A 15,215-nucleotide genomic window follows, 5' to 3' on the forward strand; every position below is an offset into this window, starting at 1 on the left:
CGCGCTCCCCCGGGTAGCCTCAAGCCCATTTGCACACACGGGAATCGTTCGAACACGTGCGGTAACGGCGAACGGGCATGCGAAAGTCACTCACCGTCATGAGTGAACCCCCTGGGGGAAAGTGCTCCGAAGGGGGCGCGGGGAACCGCGCGACAAGCCACGGCCCAGCCGCGCGCCCACCGTCGGACGGTCAGCCCACGGACGAGTAGGCCACGACTCCCCGCAGCACCAGGTCGACCGCCTTGCGCGCGGCCTTGCCCACGGTCGAGCCCTCCACCGGAGCCGCCGCCCCGATCTGCCCCAGCACGTCGATCACCTGCTTGCACCACCGCACGAAGTCGCCCGCGGGCATCTCCGCCTCGCGCAGCACCTCGTCGAGCCCCTTGCCCTCGGCCCAGGTGTACACGGCCCAGGCGAAGCCGAGATCGGGCTCACGCTGCCCGACCCCCTCGGTCTGCGTGATCCGGAACTCCTCCTCCAGACCGTCCAGCCGACCCCAGATCCGGACCATCTCACCGAGCGCGGCCTTCGCCCTGCCCGAGGGCACCTTGGGCGCCATCGCGTCGTCGCCGACCCGTGCCTCGTACACCAACGCCGAGACGCACGCGGCGAGTTCGGCGGGCCCCAGGCCCTCCCACACCCGCTCGCGCAGACATTCGCTGGCCAGCAGGTCCAGTTCGCCGTACAGCCGGGCGAGGCGCCTGCCGTGCTCGGTGACCTCGTCGCCCCGCAGGTAGTCGAGTTCGGTCAGCAGCGCCACGATCCGGTCGAAGGTCCGCGCGATCGTGTTCGTACGGCCCTCGATGCGCCGCTCCAGCTGGGAGGTGTCCCGCAGCAGCCGCTGGTGGCGCTCGGCCCAGCGGGCGTGGTCCTCACGGTCGTTGCAGCCGTGGCAGGGGTGCGCGCGGATCGCCGTGCGCAGCCGGGCGATCTCGCGGTCGTCGGCCGCCTGGGAGCGCTTCTTGCGGGCGCGCTCCGGCGGGATGTGCCCGGCCTTGGTGCGCAGCGCCGAGGCGAGGTCCCGCCGGGACTGCGGCGAGCGCGGATTGAACGTCTTCGGGATGCGCATCCGCTCCAGCGCCTCGACCGGCACCGGGAAGTCGATCGCGCCGAGCCGCTTGACCTGCCGCTCGGCGGTGAGGACGAGCGGGCGCGGCCCGTCGTGCTGCTCGAAGCCGCGGTGGCCGTTGGAACGCCCGGCGGGCAGACCGGGGTCGAGGACGAGGGCGAGCCCGGCGTACTTGCCCGTGGGGACGTGGATGACGTCGCCCGGCCGCAGCTTCTCCAGCGCGACGGCGGCCTCGGCCCGGCGCTCGTTGGCGCCCTGCCGGGCCAGCTCGTTCTCCCGGTCCTTGAGTTCACGGCGCAGGCGCGCGTACTCCTCGAAGTCCCCGAGGTGGCAGGTCATGGAGGCCTTGTAGCCCTCCAGGCCCTCCTCGTTGCGCTGCACCTGCCGGGAGATCCCGACGACGGACCGGTCGGCCTGGAACTGCGCGAAGGACGTCTCAAGCAGTTCGCGCGAGCGGTGCCGGCCGAACTGCTCGACCAGGTTGACCGCCATGTTGTATGACGGCTTGAAGCTGGAGCGCAGCGGATACGTGCGGGTGCCCGCCAGACCCGCCAGGTGCTCGGGGCTCATCCCCCGCTGCCACAGCACCACGGCGTGGCCCTCGACATCGATGCCACGGCGCCCGGCCCGGCCGGTGAGCTGGGTGTACTCGCCGGGCGTGATGTCGGCGTGCTGCTCGCCGTTCCACTTGACGAGCTTCTCCAGGACCACCGAGCGGGCGGGCATGTTGATGCCCAGCGCCAGCGTCTCGGTGGCGAACACGGCCTTCACCAGGCCGCGCACGAAGAGTTCCTCGACGACCTCCTTGAAGGTCGGGAGCATGCCGGCGTGGTGGGCGGCGATGCCGCGCTCCAGGCCCTCCAGCCACTCGTAGTAGCCGAGGACGTGCAGGTCCTCGGTGGGGATGGTGGCGGTGCGCTCCTCGACGAGCGCGCGGACCTCTTCCCTGGCCTCGTCGTCGTTGAGCCTGAGTCCCGCGTGCAGGCACTGCTGGACGGCGGCCTCGCAGGCGGCGCGGCTGAAGATGAACGTGATGGCGGGCAGCAGGCCCTCGGAGTCGAGCCGCTCGATGACCTCGGGGCGGCCCGGGGTCCACACCCGTGAGCGCTGGCGCCGCTCGCGCTCCCGGTCGGCCTCGCGCATGGCCCGGCCGCGTCTGCGGTCCTGGTAGGAGGGTCTTGTCGCCTCCATGCGGGCGAGCCGGGTGAGGTCGGGGTTGACGGCCTTCCGGTGGCCCTCGCCCTCCTCGAACAGGTCGTACATCCGGCGTCCGGCGAGCACGTGCTGGAACAGCGGCACGGGCCGGTGCTCGGAGACGATCACCTCGGTGTCACCGCGGACGGTGTCGAGCCAGTCGCCGAACTCCTCGGCGTTCGACACGGTGGCCGACAGTGACACCAGGGTCACGGACTCGGGCAGGTGGATGATCACTTCCTCCCAGACGGCGCCGCGGAAGCGGTCCGAGAGGTAGTGCACCTCGTCCATGACCACGTAACCGAGGCCGAGGAGGGTCTGGGAACCCGCGTACAGCATGTTCCGCAGGACCTCGGTGGTCATCACGACCACCGGCGCCCCGGAGTTGACGCTGTTGTCCCCGGTGAGCAGGCCGACCTTGTCCGCGCCGTAACGACGGCACAGGTCGGCGTACTTCTGGTTCGACAGCGCCTTGATGGGTGTCGTGTAGAAGCACTTCTTGCCCTGCCCCAGGGCGAGGTGGACGGCGAACTCGCCCACGATCGTCTTTCCGGAGCCCGTGGGGGCGGCGACGAGTACGCCCTTGCCCGCCTCCAGCGCCTGGCACGCCTCGATCTGGAAGGGGTCGAGGCCGAAGTCGTACATCTCGCGGAAGGACGCGAGCGCGGTGGCCTGCTCGGCAGCCCGCTTGCGGGAGGCCGCGTACCGCTCGGCCGGTGAGAGGTCCTCTGTCATCGTGCTTTCGAGCGTACCGGGCCGCACTGACAACAGGACGATCATTATCCCGAACCCGGGACGACGCGGGGGAGACCGCCGGACGACGAAGGTGCCCGCCCCCGGTGGGGACGGGCACCCGTGCGCCTGGTGGGACGGGACCGTCAGGTCACGTCGTCGTAGCCGTTGACCCGGTCCCGGCTCGACTGCTCGGGCAGGGAGCGGCTCGCGGACACGGTCTCGACGTCGCCGACGTCCTCCGGGGTGAGGTCCAGGTCGGACGCCTCGTCGTCGCCGGGGCCCGCCGCCTCGCGGGACCTCCGGCGCCTGTCGTTGAGGAGGGAGAAGGCGACCGCGCCGAAGTACAGCACCCAGATCGGTCCGGCGAGCGCCAGCATGGACAGCGGGTCGGTGCTGGGCGTGGCCACGGCCGCGAAGACCGTGATGCCCAGGATCATCGCCCGCCACCAGCCGAGCATGCGGCGGCCGGTGATGATGCCGGTGAGGTTCAGCATCACCAGCAGCAGCGGCAGTTCGAACGAGAGCCCGAAGACGATCACCATGCGGGTGACCAGCTGGAGCAGGTCGTCGAGCGGCAGCAGGTTGTCGACGCCCGCCGGCGTGAAGTCGATGAGCACCTTCGCGGTGGTCGGCAGCACCCGGTACGCGAAGTAGCCGCCGCCGAGGAAGAGCGGCACGCCGGTGGCGACGAAGGCGTACGCGTACTTCTTCTCGTGGCGGTGCAGGCCCGGCGCGACGAACGCCCAGAGCTGGTAGAGCCAGACCGGGGAGGCGAACACGACACCGGCCATCAGCGAGACCTGGAGGGCCAGCGTGAAGGGGGCGAGGAGGCCGTTGATGGTGATGCGCGCGCACTGCTGGCCGTTGTCGCTGGAGCGGGCCAGCTCCTCGAAGGTCTTCCCGCAGCCGACGGAATCGAGGATCGGCTTGGTCAGGAAGTTGATGATGTCGTTGTAGAAGAAGGCGGCGACGACCGTCACGACGACGATGGCGAGCATCGCCTTCGCGAGCCGGTTGCGGAGCTCACGAAGGTGATCCGCAAGGGGCATCCGCCCCTCGGGATCCTTCTCCTTCTGGCGGGCAGGCTTGGGCAACCCACGTCCTCATCTCGTGCGGCGGGCCGGGGGTCCGGCCCTGCGTCAGCGCTTGGTCGTGTCCGTCGGCTCGGTGACCGGACGCGAGCTGGTCACGTCACCGGGAGCGGCCTGGATGGTGCGCTGCGCCGAGGCCTGCTCGTCGGCGGGGGCGGGGGCCGCCGTGCTGTTGCCGCTGCCGCCCTCCTCCTTCATCGCCTTGGCCTCGCTCTTGAGGATGCGCGCGGACTTGCCGAGCGAACGCGCCATGTCCGGAAGCTTCTTCGCGCCGAACAGCAGGATGATGACGACGAGGATGAGAATGATCTCGGGGGCTCCGAGCCTTCCGAACATAAGTCTTTACCTTCTCACCGAGGCGGCTGGGTGGGATGCTGTCCGATCGGTCGGACATGTGTCCGAAGTGATCGTGCTGGCAGCGATCGTAACGCTCAGGGGTAAACGTGAGGCAATCCCCGTGCGTACTCCCGGTCCGCGGAACGGGCCTCGTTCTCCGCACCGCGAGCAGCAGCGTACCTGCACCTCCCGGCAGCATGACAGGGCGAAGTGTCGCAAACCCCTTCCGGAACCCCGCACAGCCCTCTTTCCGGGCACCGCTCAGAGGGTGTCGGCGGCCCGGGCCGCGCTCACCGCGGCCCGCTCCAGGTCCTCGGCGGCCCTGTTGATCCGGCGCGCCGAGTCCGACACCTGCCGACCGAGGCGCCCCGCCTCCACGAAGACCCGGACGGCGAACACGGCGAGGACGGCGAGCCCCGCGAACCCCACGGCTACCGCAAGCATCGGCCAGAACATGGCGCCGAGCCTAGACGGTGGGGTGCAGGCGCAATGTCCTGACCCCGCCCCCGGTGAGCAGTTCGACGATGCGCTCACCGGCCGGCTTGCGGACCATGACCCCGCAGTCGGGGCAGGTGAAGGAGTAGAACGTCGTGCGGCTCGTGGCGCCGATGGCCAGCCGCAGGGCGCTCGCGGAGAGTTCGAAGCGGCCCCGGCAGTCCGGGCAACCCGCCCGGAACACCACGGGCGCCACCCGTCTCATGCCCGCGAACGCGGCGGCGACCGTCATGTCCCGCGCACCGGGCACCGAAGACTCGTTCACAGCCCGCGCTCCTCCCTGTCGTCCTGGCCGTCGCGGTCGCCGTGCGCACCGCGCACCCCGTCCACGACGCTCGGCGCCACGTCGTACGCCGCCAGCGCCTCGTTCGCCGCCCGCCGGGCGCTGTCGGCCAGCTCCGGCGGGGACACGATCCTGCCGTCACCGCCGAGCCGCAGCGCGAGCCGTCGGAGCGAGGCCGGGTCGGGGGTGCGCAGCGTGATGCGCAGACCGCCGTCGGCGAGCTCCTCCGCGCTGTCGTGCGGGTAGTACTCCGCGACCCAGCGGCCGCCCGGGCCCACGTCCACGACCACCTCGGGGTCCTCTGCGGCGGGCTGCACCAGCCCCTCCGACAGGTCCCGCAGCTCGACCTCCGGCGGCGCCGACGGCTCGTCGAGGATCCGGATCTCGGCCACCCGGTCCAGCCGGAACGTGCGCCGCGCCTCCGAGCGGCGGCACCACGCCTCCACATAGGTGTGACCGACGCTCACCAGCCGGATCGGGTCGATCTCGCGCTCGGTCACCTCGTCGCGCGCGGGCGAGTAGTAACGGATCCACAGCCGGCGGCGCTCCGAGATCGCCCGGTCGACGTCGGCGAAGACCCCGCCCTCCGACTCGAAGGTCACCGAGAGCCGGGAGCTGGCGCCCGCCGCGTCCCCGGCCGCCCCCTCCACCTTGGCGGTCGCCCGCAGCAGCGCCTGCCGGTCGCCCTCGCGCAGCCCCGGCAGCGTGGCCACCGCTCGGGCGGCCACCAGCAGCGCCGTCGCCTCGTCGGCCGCCAGCCGCAGCGGCTCCGCCGCCTCCTCGCCGAGGGCGGCGGCGTTGTGCCACCAGATGCGCTCGCCGTCGGTGTCGATGTCCAGCAGATCGCCGCCGCGGAAGCTGGTGCCGCACATGGGCAGCACATCGAGGTCCGAGACCAGCTCGTCCTCGGTGATGCCGAAGGCGCGCGCCACGTCGGCGACCCGGGCGCCGGGACGCTCCCTGAGATACGTCACCAGGGAGAGCATCCGCCGCGTCTGGTCGATGGCGTTGACGGGCCTGACCGGTTTGCCTGCCACTGTCCTGCTCCGCTCCCCCTCAGCCCTTGGCCACGGCACGCAGCCGGTCCACCACGTCCGCGCGCAGCTCGGACGGCTCCAGGACCACCACGTCCGGCCCGAACTCCACCAGCCAGGCGTCCAGCCCGTGCCCGTACGGAATCTCCAACTCGTCCCAGCCGTCTCCGAGTTCCCGCACCGCCGTGGCCTTCGCCCGAAGGGGGTAACCGGCGCCCGCGCGCAGCCGGATCAGCGCCGAGCGGTCGGCGATCTCCCCCGCCCAGCCCGCCACGGTCTCCCGCACGGTGACGACGTCGGGCACCGGCGCGGTGAAGCCGCTGCCGCGCGCCCGCACCCGCCCGGTGATCCGGGACAGCCGGAACACCCGCTCGGCGCCCCGGTCCCGGTCCCAGCCCGCCAGGTACCAGTGGCCGCGCCAGCACTCCAGGGCCCACGGCTCCACGTGCCGGGTCTCCGGGCGGGCGGCGGTGGCCTTGCGGTACTCGAAGATCACGGGACGGCGGTCGCGGCAGGCCAGCATCAGCGGCTCGAAGGCCGACTCGTGCACCGGGATGCGGGGCTCCAGGGCGCCGTGCGCCTCGTAGGGGTCGACGTCCTCGGGCAGCCCGGCCGCGCGCAGCTTCTGGAGGGCGCCGCTGGCCGCGCCCGCGAGCCGGGCCTGCTGCCAGACCTTGGCGGCCAGGCCGAGCGCGGCGGCCTCCTCGGCGTCCAGGGTGATGGGCGGCAGGCGGTTGCTGTCGCGGCGGGCGAGGTAGCCGACCTCGCCGTCCAGGTTCTCCACGGTCTCGATGACCAGGCCCAGTTCGCGCAGGTCGTCCTTGTCGCGCTCGAACATCCGGTTGAAGGAGTCCTCGGACCCCGCAGCGCCCTTTTCCGGCCTGACAGCCGCGCCCTTCCCCGGCCTGACGGCCGCGTCCTTCCCCGGCCTGACGGCCGCGTCCTTCCCCGGCCTGACGGCCTCGACGTATGCCTCGATGGAATCCCGCAGCTCGCGCTTGCTGAGCGGCCGCCGGGTCCCGAGCAGACACAGCGCCAGGTTCATCAGCCGCTCGGCCTTGGCAATCGCCATCGACGCGCTTCGCCTCCCTATGGTGCTTACGACCGATGACCGTACCGCTCCGCGAGGGCGGGACAAAAGCCGAGGGCCCATGCCCGGACAGGCATGGGCCCCGGATGATCAATTCCGATCAGACGGCGACCAGGTCGCAGACGAAGATCAGCGTCTCGCCGGGCTTGATCCGGGCGCCGGCGCCGCGGTCGCCGTAGGCCAGGTGCGGCGGAATGGTCAGCTGGCGACGGCCGCCGACCTTCATGCCCTGCACGCCCCGGTCCCAGCCGGCGATGACCTGTCCGATGCCGAGCTGGAACTGCAGCGGCGTGCCGCGGTTCCAGGACGCGTCGAACTCCTCGCCCGTGGAGAAGGCCACGCCCACGTAGTGGACGGAGACGGTGTCGCCCGCCTTGGCCTCCGGGCCGTCACCCTGCCAGATGTCCTTGATCTCCAGGTCCGCCGGGGGCTCGCCGCCCGGGAAGTCGATCTCGGGCTTGTCGATGCTCACGTCTTTCGCTCCTGCTTGTGTACGACACGGAACCCGCACAGTCTTTCATCCCCACCCAGGTCGCGCCCGCGGCGGGCGGACGCCCCGGCCCGCGCTAGGGCGTGTTTCGGAAGTCCCGCCTGGCCCGCGACGCCTGGCACGCACACTCGCTGCGTTGTCGGAACGCCCAAGTACATCCAGTACGAGGGCGATCCTCCGCCTTGCGATTGCACGCACCAGACGCCGCGGGCCCCGCCCTCCGGGCGGACGGCGCTACTTTCGAAACACGCCCTACATCGCGGCGAGGATGTCCACCGAGAACACCAGCGTGGAACCCTTCTCGATGACACCGCCGCTCGGCGGTGTGTCCCCGTACCCCAGGTCCGGCGGCACCACGACCAGGACGCGGCTGCCGACCTTCTTGCCGGTCACCCCCTGCGCGAGCCCCTTGACGATCTGCTGCATCTGCTCCACCGAGAACTGGCTGAGCCGGCCCGAGCCGTAGGTCTGCTCGAACGTCTTGCCGCCGGCCCACACCACGCCCTTGAACTGGCACAGCACGGTCTGCTCGGCCTTCACCTCGGCGCCGTCGCCCTCCAGGACGTAGTTCGACACCAGCTTCTTCGGCGGGTCGCCCTTGGGAATGTCGATCGAGGGCGCGTTGCCGTCGGTGTTCGTGCCGATCTTCGGCAGCGCGGCGTCGGTCTGCGGGGCCTGCTCGCCCTGGGCGGAGCTCTTGGAGTTGAAGGAGTCCAGCAGGTCCACGACGAACACCAGGGTGTCGGTGCCCTTGATGCCCGCCTGGTCGTTGCCCGACGTGCCGTAGCCCCACGTGGGCGGGACGGCCATCTCTACCCGGCTGCCGACCTTCTTGCCCGCCAGCGCGTAGCGCCAGCCGTCGATGATGCTGCCCTGGGCCAGCTGGAGCACCAGCGGGCTCTTGCGGTCGTAGGAGTTGTCGAAGACCTTCGCCGTGGACCAGATCTGCCCCAGGTAGTGGGCCTGCACGAAGTCGTTCTCCGCGACCGTCTTCCCGCTGCCCGCGATCACCGTCCGCACCGCGAGGTTCGGCGACGGGTCCCCGGAGCCCTTGGCGACGGTGGGCTTCTCGCCGAACTTCGTGCCCGCCGTGATCGCGGGCAGCGGGCCGTCCACGATCTTCGGCGGGGGCACCTGCGACGCGGACGGCGAGGGCGGGGCCGACGGCGACTCGCTCGCCTTGCTGGAGTCGGACTTGTCGTCACCACAGGCGGCGAGGGTGACCAGTCCTGCGGGCACGGCGGCGAGGAGGAGCGAGCGTCGGCGCACGGTGGGGGCCTCGTAATCGGTCGATCTTGTTGATGGCGTGCGCGCAACTCTACGGCGAAAGAAGGGCGCCGTACGGGAAACGTACGGCGCCCGTGTGGCGTTCCGGCAGCGCACCGGAACGCTTTGCTCACATTCCGGCGATGAGCTTCTCGACCCGGTCGTCCACCGAGCGGAACGGGTCCTTGCACAACACCGTGCGCTGCGCCTGGTCGTTGAGCTTCAGGTGCACCCAGTCGACCGTGAAGTCACGGCGCTGCTCCTGCGCCCGCCGGATGAAGTCGCCGCGCAGCCGGGCCCGAGTGGTCTGCGGCGGCACCGACTTGCCCTCGAAGATCTTCAGGTCGTTGCAGATCCGAGTGGCCTGCCCCTTCTTCTCCAGCAGGTAGTAGAGGCCACGACGGCGGTGGATGTCGTGGTAGGCGAGGTCTATCTGGGCGACCCGCGGGTGCGACATCGTCATGTTGTGCTTGGCCCGGTACCGCTCGATGAGCTTGTACTTCATGACCCAGTCGATCTCGGTGCCGATCCGGTCCAGGTCCTCGGCCTCGATCGCGTCCAGCGTGCGGCCCCACAGCTCCAGGACCTGCTCCACGGTGCCGGTGCGGATGCCCCGGCGCTCGCAGAAGTCCACGGCCTTCTCGTAGTACTCGCGCTGCACCTCCAGGGCGGAGGCCTCGCGGCCGCTGGCCAGGCGCACCTTGCGCCGGCCGGTGATGTCGTGGCTGACCTCGCGGATCGCCCGGATCGGGTTCTCCAGGGTCAGGTCGCGCATCACCGTGCCCGCCTCGATCATGCGCAGCACCAGGTCGGTCGCGCCGACCTTGAGCAGCATGGTCGTCTCGGACATGTTGGAGTCACCCACGATGACGTGCAGCCGGCGGTAGCGCTCGGCGTCCGCGTGCGGTTCGTCCCGGGTGTTGATGATGGGCCGGGAGCGGGTCGTCGCCGAGGAGACGCCCTCCCAGATGTGTTCGGCCCGCTGGCTCACGCAGTACACGGCGCCCCGCGGAGTCTGGAGCACCTTGCCCGCGCCGCACAGCAGCTGCCTGGTCACCAGGAACGGGATGAGGATGTCGGCCAGCCGGGAGAACTCCCCGTGCCGGGCCACCAGATAGTTCTCGTGGCAGCCGTACGAGTTGCCCGCGGAGTCCGTGTTGTTCTTGAAGAGGTAGACGTCGCCCGCGATTCCCTCCTCGTGCAGGCGTCGTTCCGCGTCCACCAGAAGCCCTTCGAGAATGCGCTCGCCGGCCTTGTCGTGGGTGACCAGTTCGGTCACGTTGTCACATTCGGGTGTGGCGTATTCCGGATGTGACCCCACGTCGAGATAAAGCCGGGCGCCATTGCGCAGAAAGACATTGCTGCTACGGCCCCATGACACGACACGGCGGAAGAGGTACCGCGCCACCTCGTCAGGCGACAGGCGGCGCTGTCCCCTGAACGTGCACGTGACGCCGTACTCGTTCTCCAGCCCGAAAATGCGGCGGTCCATGACTGAACATTACGCCCGATCCCCTGAACTGAAACGGGGTTCGACGGCACGGTTCGGATCATTTTCCTGTGAAGACGCAACGACCGCGCCCCGCGCGGGAGCTGCGAGTACCCGCCCCGTGGCCAGCAGAACCAGCAGGGACACGGCCCCCGCCGCGCCCGGCAGCACGAAGCCCCAGCGGGCGCCACCCGCCTGGACCACCGGGCCCGCAAGGCCCGTTCCGACGGACGAACCCACGGTGAACGTCGTCACGAGCCAGGAGAACGCCTCCGTCACCGTGCCCCGCGGGGCGTGCCGGTCGACGATGACGAACGCGCAGGCGATGCAGGGGGCGAGGAACACGCCGGCGAGCACCGTGAGCAGCACCATGGGCACCGCGGCGGGCAGCAGCGTCAGTGGCAGGTAACACACCGCCAGAAGGGCGACCAGCACCCGCAGCCGCCGCTCGGGCACGCCGCCCCACTGCCGGGCCCCGTAGCCGATCCCGCCCACCAGGGCGCCGAGCCCCAGCCCCGCCATCATCCAGCCGTAGACGGCGTCGCCGCCGTGGCCGTCGGCGTACGGCACCGACGCCACCGTGATGGAGCCGAGCGCGATCCCGACGAACAGGAACGCGCCGAGGAGCGCGAGCAGACCGGGCGAGCGCAGCGCGCCCAGCCAGTGCGCCTCGCGCGGCGCGGAGCGCCAGGCGCGCGAGGGCCGGGAGACGACGACCGAGAGGGCCCCGACCACCCCCAGGGCGTTCAGGACCAGCAGCGCGGCCCGCTCCGACCACGCCGACACGCACAGGGTCACCAGCAGCGGCCCGACGGTGAACATGACCTCCTGCGCCACGGCGTCCATGGCGTACGCGGTGTGCACCTGCTCCTCGCGGCGCAGCACCGAGGGCCACAGCGCCCGCAGCCCGCCCTCCAGCGGCGGGGTGAACAGCCCGGAGGCCGCGACCAGGACGTGGGCGAGGGGCAGCGGATCGGTGCCCGTGAAGGCGAACGCGCCCATGGCGAGGGCCGCGAGGACGGCCGCGGGCAGTTGGACGCGCGGCTGTCCGCGCAGGTCCACCAGCCGTCCCAGCACGGGCTGGCCCACGGCGTTGGCGACGCCGTAGACGGCCGCCAGGGCCCCGGCGAGGCTGTAGGTGCCGCCCTCCGCGCGGACGAAGAGGACCAGCGCTATGGCGGCCGTGGCGTTGGGCAGCCGGCCCACCAGCGTGCCCGTCAGCAGCCGGGCCGCGTGCCTCGTCCTGAGGATCTCCAGGTATCCCGCGGCCATGTGCCACCCTCCACGTGTTACGTATAACTCCCTCGGTCATACGTACCATGTGCGCTGTTCGGAGTCCAGACGGGACCACGCGAAGGAGCGCACCACCGTGGCACGCAGCAGCACCCGCCCGACCAGCCGCGACGTCGCGGCCGCGGCCGGTGTCTCCCAGGCGGCGGTCTCGCTCGTCCTCGGCGACAAATGGCGCGGCCGCGTCTCCGAGACCACCGCCGAGCGCGTCCGGCAGGCCGCCCAGGACCTCGGCTACCGGCCCAACCTCGCCGCCCGCAACCTCCGCACCGGCCGCACCCGCACGGTGCTCCTGGTCGTCCCCGCCCTCACGACCGAGTTCTTCGCCGGCGTCTACACCGGAGCCGCCCGCGTCGCCGCCCAGCACGGCTTCGGCGTCGTCCTCTACCCCTCCCCCGAGGGCATCGGCCCGGCCCGCAGCCCCTTCGGCTCCGCCCAGGCCGCCCTCGACGGCGTCATCGCCTCCTCCATGGCCGCCGACGCCCTCACCGCCATCCGCGGCGACCAGCTCCCCCTCGTCATGCTCGACAGCGACCCCCACGGCAGCCTCGGCGCCGCCACGGTCAACCTCGACATCGCCGACGGCGTACGGCAGGCCGCCGACCACCTCCTCGCCCTCGGCCACCGGCAGTTCCTGCACCTCGCCGCGGACGTCGCCTCCTGGACCTTCGACATCCGCGCGCGGGAGCTCGCCGCCCGGCTCGGGGCCGTCCCGGGCACCTCGCTGCGCACCGCCCGCGCCCCCATCTCCATCGAGGGCGCCGTGGCCGTCGCCGAGAGCGCCCTCACGGGCCCCCCGCCCACCGCCGTGGTCTGCGACGACGACCTGCTCGCCGCCGGCGCCTACAAGGCCGCCCGCCGGCTCGGACTGCGCGTCCCCGACGACCTCTCCGTCACCGGCCTCGACGACCTCGCCCTCGCCACCGCCCTGGACCCCGAGCTGACCACCGTCCGCCTCGACGCCGAGCGGTTCGGCGAACACGGCATGCGCGCCCTCCTCGCCGTCCTGGAGGGCGAACGTCCCGAGGCCGGTGACATCCCCGTCCACCTGGTCGTCCGAGGCTCCACGGCACCACCACGGCCCGTCTGACGGGGCCCGGGTACGACGGTGCCCCGGCCGGTGGTCACCGGCCGGGGCACCACGAGGAGGTCACTCCTCCTCGGACTCCTCGGAGCTCTCGGCCTCGGTGACCGCGCCCTCCGCCTCCAGCAGACGGGAGAGCTGGCGGCCCACGACACGCTTGAACTTGCGCTGCTGCGGGCGCGTGCGGTCCAGCACCGCCACCTCCAGGCGCTCGGCGGGGATCTCCCGCTCGCTGCCGTTGGTGTCGCGGGACAGGGCCTGCACGGCCAGCTTGAGCGCCTCGGCGAGGCTCATGCCGTCCTGGTGACGCTGGTCCAGGTAGCTGCTGATCTGCTCCGCGTTGCCGCCGACCGCGACCGAGCCGTGCTCGTCCACGATCGAACCGTCGTGCGGCAGCCGGTAGATCTGGTCGCCGTCGGGCGTGTCGCCCACCTCGGCGACGACCAACTCCACCTCGTACGGCTTCTCGGCCGCGCTGGAGAAGATCGTGCCCAGCGTCTGGGCGTAGACGTTGGCGAGACCGCGGGCGGTCACGTCGTCCCGGTCGTAGGTGTAACCGCGCAGGTCGGCGTAGCGGACGCCGCCGATGCGCAGGTTCTCGTACTCGTTGTACTTGCCGGCGGCCGCGAAGCCGATCCGGTCGTAGATCTCGCTGAACTTGTGCAGCGCGCGGGACGGGTTCTCGCCGACGAACACGATGCCGTCGGTGTACTGCAGCACGACCAGGCTGCGACCGCGGGCGATGCCCTTGCGGGCGTACTCCGCCCGGTCGGCCATGGCCTGCTGGGGTGAGACATAGAACGGCGTCGACACCGGTTATCCGTCCCTTTCTGTCGAAGTCACACGATCACCTTGATAAGACCGGTCGCCGGGCTACAGCAGCGCGGCCCGCGGGCCGTCGGGCTGCTCCAGCCGGCGCTCCAGCACCGCCCGGGCGATCTCGGAGGACTCGTCCTCGGTGAGCCGGCGGAAGCCGTCCTCGGTGATCACGGTGACGATCGGGTAGATCCGGCGAGCGACGTCGGGGCCGCCCGTCGCCGAGTCGTCGTCTGCCGCGTCGTACAGGGCCTGCACCACCAGGGTCGTGGCCTGGTCCTCGGTCAGGTCGTCGCGGAACAGCTTCTTCATGGCGCCGCGGGCGAAGATCGAGCCGGAGCCCGTCGACGCGTAGCCGTGCTCCTCGGAGCGGCCGCCCGTGACGTCGTAGGAGAAAATCCGTCCCTTGGCTCGGTCCACGTCGAACCCGGCGAACAGCGGCACGACCGCCAGGCCCTGCATGGCCATGCCCAGGTTGGAGCGGATCATGGTGGACAGGCGGTTCGCCTTGCCCTCCAGGGACAGCTGGGCGCCCTCGACCTTCTCGAAGTGCTCCAGCTCCAGCTGGAAGAGCTTGACCATCTCGACGGCGAGGCCCGCGGTGCCGGCGATGCCCACCGCCGAGTACTCGTCCGCCGGGAACACCTTCTCGATGTCGCGCTGGGCGATCACGTTGCCCATGGTGGCCCGCCGGTCACCGGCCAGGACGACACCGCCGGGGAACGTCACGGCCACGATGGTCGTGCCGTGCGGTGCCTCGACGACCCCCTGGGTCGGGGGCAGCTGACGCTTGCCGGGCAGCAGCTCGGGCTGGTGGTCGGAGAGAAAGTCCATGAACGAGGACGACCCGGGCGTCAGGAAGGCAGCTGGTAGACGCCCGGTGCTACGAGTGTTGGCTTCCACGCGTTTCCTTCCAGGTATGCGACGGCTCGACGGCCGACGTCGGGATCATCCCTCAATTTGCCGATGGCCGAATTGCAGTTGAAGCACAGTACGCCACGGACCCTACCCGTGTTGTGGCAGTGATCCACATGCACGGCCGGGGCTTGCAGACAGATCACGCAGAGACCCATCTGAGAAGCGATCATCGCGTCACGCTCGGCCACCGTGATGCCGTACTGACGCTTCAGATGGTCCTGCCGTCCGCGCTCGGCCCGGCACGCCTTGCAGCGCGTCGACAAGCCGTCCGAGGCGGTCGCGTTACGGTGCCACTCGCTGTGCGGCTTCACCTCACCGCACGCCCGGCAGAGCTTGTGCCCGTCGGGCACGTCCACCTTCTCCCGAACAGTCCTGCCCCTGGCTTCCTGGCTACGCCGGTAGTACTCCGCAGCGCATTCGCGGCAATTGGTCTGCAGTCCGTCAGACCGCGACCGATTGCTCGCGAATGCGCCGGCCGGAAGCACCTCCTGGCAAGTCGAGCACTTCTTCCCACCCCCGTTGTTCATATTTGTGA

At 71.0% G+C, this 15,215-nt stretch carries 15 protein-coding genes; 1 reads left to right on the forward strand and 14 read right to left on the reverse strand.

What is annotated here, in order from left to right; all coding sequences use genetic code 11:
- Nucleotides 1-190 precede the first annotated feature (190 nt).
- The 11 genes from AB0F77_RS07925 to AB0F77_RS07975 all read right to left on the reverse strand — a co-directional run bounded on the left by AB0F77_RS07925 (nucleotide 191) and on the right by AB0F77_RS07975 (nucleotide 11,844).
- Nucleotides 191-3,043 carry a DEAD/DEAH box helicase gene (locus tag AB0F77_RS07925; protein ID WP_361943218.1) on the reverse strand — a complete coding sequence of 951 codons (2,853 nt, stop codon included), beginning with the start codon at nucleotides 3,041-3,043 and terminating at the stop codon, nucleotides 191-193.
- 98 nt (nucleotides 3,044-3,141) lie between these two features.
- Nucleotides 3,142-4,092: a twin-arginine translocase subunit TatC gene (gene tatC / locus AB0F77_RS07930; RefSeq protein WP_361943221.1), complete on the reverse strand. Its 951-nt coding sequence runs from the start codon at nucleotides 4,090-4,092 to the stop codon at nucleotides 3,142-3,144.
- 45 nt (nucleotides 4,093-4,137) lie between these two features.
- Nucleotides 4,138-4,425 (reverse strand): Sec-independent protein translocase subunit TatA, encoded by a 288-nt coding sequence (tatA, locus tag AB0F77_RS07935; RefSeq protein WP_361943224.1) that lies wholly within the window; start codon nucleotides 4,423-4,425, stop codon nucleotides 4,138-4,140.
- A gap of 261 nt (nucleotides 4,426-4,686) precedes the next feature.
- On the reverse strand, nucleotides 4,687-4,881 hold the full coding sequence (locus AB0F77_RS07940) for a hypothetical protein (RefSeq protein ID WP_361943227.1): 195 nt from the start codon (nucleotides 4,879-4,881) through the stop codon (nucleotides 4,687-4,689).
- Between the two features lie 10 nt (nucleotides 4,882-4,891).
- Nucleotides 4,892-5,185 carry a hypothetical protein gene (locus AB0F77_RS07945; protein ID WP_361943230.1) on the reverse strand — a complete coding sequence of 98 codons (294 nt, stop codon included), beginning with the start codon at nucleotides 5,183-5,185 and terminating at the stop codon, nucleotides 4,892-4,894.
- On the reverse strand, nucleotides 5,182-6,240 hold the full coding sequence (locus tag AB0F77_RS07950; RefSeq protein ID WP_361943232.1) for a WYL domain-containing protein: 1,059 nt from the start codon (nucleotides 6,238-6,240) through the stop codon (nucleotides 5,182-5,184). The genes AB0F77_RS07945 and AB0F77_RS07950 overlap by 4 nt, the downstream gene beginning before the upstream one ends.
- A gap of 19 nt (nucleotides 6,241-6,259) precedes the next feature.
- The gene (locus AB0F77_RS07955; RefSeq protein WP_361943235.1) at nucleotides 6,260-7,309 is read right to left on the reverse strand and encodes a WYL domain-containing protein; all 1,050 of its coding nucleotides are present in this window, start codon (nucleotides 7,307-7,309) and stop codon (nucleotides 6,260-6,262) included.
- 118 nt (nucleotides 7,310-7,427) lie between these two features.
- Nucleotides 7,428-7,799, reverse strand: a complete 372-nt coding sequence (locus AB0F77_RS07960) for an FKBP-type peptidyl-prolyl cis-trans isomerase (protein WP_361943238.1) — start codon at nucleotides 7,797-7,799, stop codon at nucleotides 7,428-7,430.
- A gap of 270 nt (nucleotides 7,800-8,069) precedes the next feature.
- The gene (locus AB0F77_RS07965; protein ID WP_361943241.1) at nucleotides 8,070-9,086 is read right to left on the reverse strand and encodes an FKBP-type peptidyl-prolyl cis-trans isomerase; all 1,017 of its coding nucleotides are present in this window, start codon (nucleotides 9,084-9,086) and stop codon (nucleotides 8,070-8,072) included.
- Between the two features lie 127 nt (nucleotides 9,087-9,213).
- Nucleotides 9,214-10,575 carry a Pup--protein ligase gene (gene pafA, locus AB0F77_RS07970; protein WP_062672158.1) on the reverse strand — a complete coding sequence of 454 codons (1,362 nt, stop codon included), beginning with the start codon at nucleotides 10,573-10,575 and terminating at the stop codon, nucleotides 9,214-9,216.
- Between the two features lie 9 nt (nucleotides 10,576-10,584).
- Nucleotides 10,585-11,844, reverse strand: coding sequence for an MFS transporter (locus AB0F77_RS07975; RefSeq protein WP_361943245.1), 1,260 nt, complete (start codon nucleotides 11,842-11,844; stop codon nucleotides 10,585-10,587).
- Nucleotides 11,845-11,941: 97 nt separating this feature from the next.
- Between AB0F77_RS07975 and AB0F77_RS07980 the strand changes: the two genes are divergently transcribed.
- The gene (locus AB0F77_RS07980) at nucleotides 11,942-12,952 is read left to right on the forward strand and encodes a LacI family DNA-binding transcriptional regulator (protein ID WP_361943248.1); all 1,011 of its coding nucleotides are present in this window, start codon (nucleotides 11,942-11,944) and stop codon (nucleotides 12,950-12,952) included.
- A 60-nt stretch (nucleotides 12,953-13,012) separates the two neighbouring features.
- On the opposite strand, the gene prcA is transcribed toward AB0F77_RS07980, so the two are convergent.
- From prcA to AB0F77_RS07995, 3 genes are read right to left on the reverse strand one after another with little or no spacing between them, the layout of a single operon-like run.
- On the reverse strand, nucleotides 13,013-13,759 hold the full coding sequence (prcA, locus tag AB0F77_RS07985; RefSeq protein WP_361943251.1) for a proteasome subunit alpha: 747 nt from the start codon (nucleotides 13,757-13,759) through the stop codon (nucleotides 13,013-13,015).
- A 60-nt stretch (nucleotides 13,760-13,819) separates the two neighbouring features.
- Nucleotides 13,820-14,665 carry a proteasome subunit beta gene (prcB, locus tag AB0F77_RS07990; protein ID WP_361943254.1) on the reverse strand — a complete coding sequence of 282 codons (846 nt, stop codon included), beginning with the start codon at nucleotides 14,663-14,665 and terminating at the stop codon, nucleotides 13,820-13,822.
- Nucleotides 14,617-15,207, reverse strand: a complete 591-nt coding sequence (locus tag AB0F77_RS07995; protein WP_361943257.1) for an endonuclease VII domain-containing protein — start codon at nucleotides 15,205-15,207, stop codon at nucleotides 14,617-14,619. Before AB0F77_RS07995 ends, prcB begins: the two co-directional genes overlap by 49 nt.
- Between the last annotated feature and the right edge of the window lie 8 nt (nucleotides 15,208-15,215).

This window comes from Streptomyces sp. NPDC026672, from assembly GCF_040638185.1.
Classification (GTDB): Bacteria; Actinomycetota; Actinomycetes; order Streptomycetales; family Streptomycetaceae; genus Streptomyces.